This window comes from Streptomyces sp. NPDC000075 (assembly GCF_040301925.1).
GTDB classification, from domain to species: domain Bacteria; phylum Actinomycetota; class Actinomycetes; order Streptomycetales; family Streptomycetaceae; genus Streptomyces; species Streptomyces polychromogenes.
In genome coordinates, this window is sequence record NZ_JBEPFL010000076.1 from 1 (window position 1) to 5,230 (window position 5,230).

Below are 5,230 nucleotides of genomic sequence, written 5' to 3' on the forward strand. Positions count from 1 at the left end.
GACCCTGTGGGAGAGTAGGACGCCGCCGAACAATCATTGTGGGAAAGCCCCGCACCAGTCATGGTGCGGGGCTTTTCTGCGTTTACGGCCGTTTAGGCTGCATGTATGACACAACGGAGCGCGGCCGGATACGACATCGCCGTCACGGCTCTCCTCCTGCTGGCGGCCGCCACGGGATGGAGCGACCTGGTGCTCCTGGTCTCCGGCACCGTGGTGCCCGGCTGGGCGCTGTGCGTCGTCCTGCTCTGTGCGGCCGTGGTCCTCGCCGGAGTCCGCGCCGTACGGGTCCGCTTCGCGACCGGCCGGACGGGGGCGGCGCCGTCCCGGCCGGTCGCGTTGCGCGTCGTACGGGGCGTCGCCCTGGTCGCGGCCGCCTTGAGCTGTGCGGCCGGCGCCCTCGACGAACTCGGCGCCGAGTACTACGTCCTGAACCCCACGGGCCCCGGCGGCTGCACGGCCGTCGTCCGGGAGACCTCGTTCCTGGTGATCGGCAGCGGTGACGTCTACGCGATCGGCCCGAGCCGGATCGGCTGGCGCCCGTCGGGCTCCTGGATCGCGGACGACGGCTACCGGCCCGTGGCCGGCGGAGCGTATGAGCTGAACTGGAGCGAGCGCGGAGGCGGCGGCACGCTGCGCGTCCACGGGACCGACGCCGACCCGATCGTCTCGGGCGGGATCGCGAGCCTCGACTGCGGCAGTTGACGTCGGGTGTCGACCGTCGGGCGTTGATGGTTCGGCGTTGATCGTTTGACATGGAGTGCACTCCAAGACCTAGCGTCGTGAGCAGACGGTTTTCCAGCTCGGGAGGCACCAGAATGATCGACGTACGCATCCGGCACTTGGGCGAACTCGCAGTCTCCGCACAAGGGTTGGGCTGCATGGGGATGAGCCACGGCTACGGCGACTCGGACGACGCGCAGTCGATCGCCACCCTCAACCACGCCCTCGACCTCGGCGTGACCCTGCTCGACACCGCCGACTTCTACGGCGCCGGACACAACGAGGAGCTGATCGGCCGGGCCGTCGCCGGGCGCCGCGACGAGGCCGTCATCGCCACCAAGTTCGGCTTCGCCAGCCGGCTCGGGGAGCCCGTCGTGATCCGCGGGGACGCCGCCTACGTGCGCCAGGCCTGCGAGGCCTCGCTGCGACGGCTCGGCGTCGACCACATCGACCTCTACTACCAGCACCGGGTCGACCCGCAGGTCCCCATCGAGGAGACCGTCGGCGCCATGGCCGAACTGGTCCAGGCCGGCAAGGTCCGCCACCTCGGGCTGTCGGAGGCCGGCGCGGAGACGATCCGCAGGGCGCACGCGGTGCACCCCATCGCGGCACTCCAGAGCGAATGGTCCCTCTGGACGCGGGACCTGGAGACGGAGACCGCGGCCGTCTGCCGCGAACTCGGCATCGGCCTGGTCCCGTTCTCCCCGCTCGGCCGGGGCTTCCTCACCGGCCGGTACAACTCCGTCGAGGGCCTGGCGGAGGGCGACGTCCGGCGCACGCAGCCCCGGTTCGCCGAGGGCAACCTCGACCGGAACCTGGCGATCGTCGCCAGGCTGGAGGAACTGGCCGCGGCCAAGGGCGTCACCGCGGGACAGCTGGCGCTGGCGTGGGTGCAGCACCGGGGCGAGGACGTCGTACCGATCCCCGGCACCCGGCGCCGGCAGTACCTCGAGGAGAACCTCGCGGCTCTGTCGGTCGAGCTGACGCCGCAGGACCTGGCCGCCATCGAGGCCGCGGCCCCGCGCGAGCAGATCGCGGGCGCCCGCTACGACGCGACGAGCCTGGGCTTCGTCGGCAACTGAAACCAGCCGTCCCGGGCAGGCCGCCCGGGACCCCGCTTCCTCCACGCGCTCAAGTGGCGGCCGAGAGGCGGAGGCGGGGCGGGGCCGGCGGGTGGCAGGATGAGTCGGTGTCGGACTCTCTGCATCAGCCGTGGCTGCGCGGCATCGCCTTCAACCCGTCGGCTCCCGCCGAGGTGTTGACGCGACTGCTGGACCGAACCGCCGGCGAGGCCGGCCTGCTGATGTGCGAGGGGCGGGATCTGCCCGATGCCGTCATCGAGGCAGCGCTGCACCACCCGGCCAGGCCGGTGCGTCGCGCGCTCGCCGGTAACCGGCACATAGACCTGTCGCGGCTCGCCCCCCTGGCAACGGATCCCTCGGGATTCGTCCGTGTGCGGCTCGCCAACCCCTACGGCCACCCCCGTCCCCGACGGGTCCGACCGTTGCCGGACGACATCATCGTCACCCTGTTGACCGCCCAGGACGGGGGCAGCGAGGACGCACTCCTCACCGAGCACGAGATCGTCCAGGAGCTCATCTCCTCCCGGCAGATCCCTCGTTCCTTCTACCGTGCCATGGCCGGGCACCAGCTTCCCTCCCTCCGGGAGAGGGCCGCCCCCGGGTGGCAGTCGCTCACGCCCACCGAGCGGGAGGCGTTGCTCACCGACTCCGACCCCACGGTGCGCGAAGCGGCGCGGAAGAGCAGCTGGGTCTTGGATCCGGAGAGGGTGGAGGCAAAGCTCCCCCGCATCGGCAGCCTCAGTCGGCCGTTCTTCCTCGGCGTGTGTGCCCTGTCCCCCGCGCTCATCGAGCAGTGCTTCGCGGAGCGCACGCAAGGTCTCCTGGCCTGGAACCGCCACATTCCGGCCGATGTCGTCGCCCGGCTCGCCCGCGACCCCGACGCGGAGATCCGCAAGATGATCGCCGCCCGGCCCGACCTGGGGCCGGAGTTGGCGGCGGAGCTGGGGGAGGATCCTGACGAAGGCGTACGGATGCGTGCCCGCATCCACCCCTTTCCCCGCACGTGGGCGGAGCTCCGGGCGATCCAGGAGGTGCTCGACCACGGGCCGGACTGCGCCCACCCGATCACCGAGCCGGATACGGAGCCGTCGCCCGCCTGGTTCGCCGCCTGCGCGGTGTCCGGGGAACCGGTGCTCCGCCGGGTCGCGGCGACCTGGCCCGGCCTGCCCTCCGAACTCGTCGCGACACTGGCGCGGGACGAGGACGAAGAGGTACGGATTCGCCTCGCCTGCCACCAGCCGTCGGCACCCCCGGACCTCCTCGTGGAGGTGTTCGCGGCCCGCCCGGCCCACCGCCCGCACCTGCTGAGCCTGCCTGCCTTCCCCCGCACCGGCCTGGCCCACCTCGTCGGCCACCCGGACCCCGAGGTACGCGCCTTGGCCGCCGCCGATCCCGCCCTCGTCGAGCCCCCGGTGAACGACCCCGAGGAGTCGGTGCGCCGAGCCGCCGCCGCGAACCCGGGCCTGACGCCGGAAGCCCTGGAAGCCCTCCTGCACGACCCCCGCACCGCAGAGGGCGCCGCAGCCAACCCGTCCCTTCCGGTCCCCCGTATGCACGCACTCCTCGACCGCTGCCTGCTCCCTTCCCCATAGGGGGTGACGACTCAGGGGACCAGGACGACCTTGCCGAGGTTGCGGCGCTGTTCGATGACCGCGTGGGCGCGGGCCGCCTCGGCGAGGGGGATCTCCTCGTGGACGGAGGTGCGCAGGGTGCCCGCGGCGTGCTGCTCCCAGAGCTCGCGCTGCCAGCGGGCGTACAGGTCGGGCCGGCCCATGGCGATGGCCCGCATCTGGAAGCCGGTCACCGAGGCGCCGCGCACCAGGAGCTCGTACGCGTCCACCGTGCCGCCGCCCGAGCTGAAGGCCACCAGCCGCCCGCCCATGGCCAGAGCCCGTACGGCGGGGCCCAGCAGATCGCCGCCGACACCGTCGAGGACGACGTCGTACGGGGCTCCCCAGTCGGCGTCCTCGTACAGAACGACCTCGTCCGCGCCGAGGCCGCGGACGAACGCGGCCTTGTCGGCGCTGCTCACGGCGGCGACGACGCGCCCCGCCCCGCCGGCCTTCGCGAGCTGGAGGGCGAGGCCGCCCACCGCACTGGCCGCCGCCGTGACGAGCACCGACTCACCGGGCCGCACCCGCCCGGCCTCGTACGCCCCGCGCGCCACGAGCCCGCTGCGCACGAGCGCGACAGCGTCCACGGCGGTCGCGCCGTCCGGGACGGCGGTGGTCAGAGCGCTGTTCAGAACGGCGTACTCGGCGTAGGCGTGGGCGAAGCACAGCCCGGTGACACGGTCCCCGACGGCGAAGCCGGTGACGTCCGCCCCGAGGGAGACGACGGCCCCGGCGACCTCCCCGCCGAACGGGACCGGCCCGCTGCCCTCGCGGACCTTGCGGACGGTGGGCAGGGTGACCCCGATCGCCTCGGCCCGGACGACCAGCTCCCCGGGGCCTGCCTCCGGGCGGCCGACCTCCTCGGCGAACAGCACCTCGGGCCCACCGTTGACCTCATGGCGGATACGCAGCACAGGACCTCCCCCGATCCGTTTCATTTCGTTGGTTGTCCCAACGATAAGCAGGAAGTCGTGGGGATGTCCAACGATTGTAGGTAGGGTGGGCCTCATGGATACGCCCCCGCCCCCGCCTCGGCTCCGGCCCCTCGCGCACATCCAGTCCCTGCCCAGCTGGCTCGTCGGGCGCGTGGCGGCGCGCGGGAGGGGACTGGTCGCCGAGGCCGTCGCGGCGGAGGGGCTGAAGCTGACGCACCACGCCGTGCTGGCGGCGACCGCCGAGTACGGGCCCGTCGCGCAGGCCGAGCTGGGCCGCCGGCTGGCGGTGGACCCCAAGGACATGGTCGGGATCCTCAACCACCTCCAGGAGGCGGGCCTGGTGCTGCGCGCCCCGGACCCGGCCGACCGCCGCAAGAACGCGATCACGGTGACCCCGGAGGGGGAGGCGGCCCTCACCCGCTGCGCCACCCTCGCCGAGGCGGCGAACGCCCAGCTCCTGGCGCCGCTGACGGTGCGGGAACAGGGCGTGCTGATGGAGCTGTTGAGGCGTGTCCACGAGGCCCCCGCCTCGTTTTGACACCCCTGGGGGTGGGCTGTAGAGTCAAACGGTTGCCTCGAACTGGACAAGTTCGGCGACACCCACTCCACAGCGAATCGAATTCCATGTGGGGTGCACTCGACTCTTCATTCGGATCGTCGAAGCCGGGAAATCCGGTGGAAAACTTCTGATAGAGTCGGAACCGCCGGAAAGGGAAAGCGCGAAAGCGAAGAACCTGGAAAGCGCAGAGGAAATCGGGTCCGAAAAGATCTGATAGACTCTGAACAGAACGAAAGCCCGGAGGAAAGCCCGAGAGGGTGAGTACAAAGGAAGCGTCCGTTCCTTGAGAACTCAACAGCGTGCCAAAAATCAACGCCAGAA

The 5,230-nt window shown here is 71.7% G+C and carries 5 protein-coding genes; 4 read left to right on the forward strand and 1 reads right to left on the reverse strand.

Features of this window, described 5'->3' with window-relative positions:
- The first annotated feature begins 105 nt into the window (after positions 1–105).
- The 3 genes from ABT403_RS38830 (at position 106) to ABT403_RS38840 (ending at position 3,394) form a co-directional block, all read left to right on the forward strand.
- Positions 106–702, forward strand: a complete 597-nt coding sequence (locus ABT403_RS38830) for a hypothetical protein (protein WP_344166806.1) — start codon at positions 106–108, stop codon at positions 700–702.
- Between the two features lie 113 nt (positions 703–815).
- Positions 816–1,802 carry an aldo/keto reductase gene (locus ABT403_RS38835; RefSeq protein ID WP_344166808.1) on the forward strand — a complete coding sequence of 329 codons (987 nt, stop codon included), beginning with the start codon at positions 816–818 and terminating at the stop codon, positions 1,800–1,802.
- A gap of 107 nt (positions 1,803–1,909) precedes the next feature.
- The gene (locus tag ABT403_RS38840) at positions 1,910–3,394 is read left to right on the forward strand and encodes a hypothetical protein (protein ID WP_344166810.1); all 1,485 of its coding nucleotides are present in this window, start codon (positions 1,910–1,912) and stop codon (positions 3,392–3,394) included.
- Positions 3,395–3,405: 11 nt separating this feature from the next.
- Here ABT403_RS38840 and ABT403_RS38845 read toward each other — a convergent pair whose 3' ends face one another.
- Complete coding sequence (locus ABT403_RS38845) at positions 3,406–4,329, reverse strand: quinone oxidoreductase family protein (protein WP_344166812.1); 924 nt, start codon at positions 4,327–4,329, stop codon at positions 3,406–3,408.
- A 94-nt stretch (positions 4,330–4,423) separates the two neighbouring features.
- Between ABT403_RS38845 and ABT403_RS38850 the strand changes: the two genes are divergently transcribed.
- Positions 4,424–4,888: a MarR family winged helix-turn-helix transcriptional regulator gene (locus ABT403_RS38850; RefSeq protein WP_344166814.1), complete on the forward strand. Its 465-nt coding sequence runs from the start codon at positions 4,424–4,426 to the stop codon at positions 4,886–4,888.
- Positions 4,889–5,230 lie beyond the last annotated feature (342 nt).

What these genes read in the sequence shown, in the direction of transcription:
- ABT403_RS38830 (WP_344166806.1), top strand. Translation starts at nt 106, where the DNA reads ATGACACAACGGAGCGCGGCCGGATACGACATCGCCGTCACGGCTCTC.
- ABT403_RS38835 (WP_344166808.1), top strand. Translation starts at nt 816, where the DNA reads ATGATCGACGTACGCATCCGGCACTTGGGCGAACTCGCAGTCTCCGCA.
- ABT403_RS38850 (WP_344166814.1), top strand. Translation starts at nt 4,424, where the DNA reads ATGGATACGCCCCCGCCCCCGCCTCGGCTCCGGCCCCTCGCGCACATC.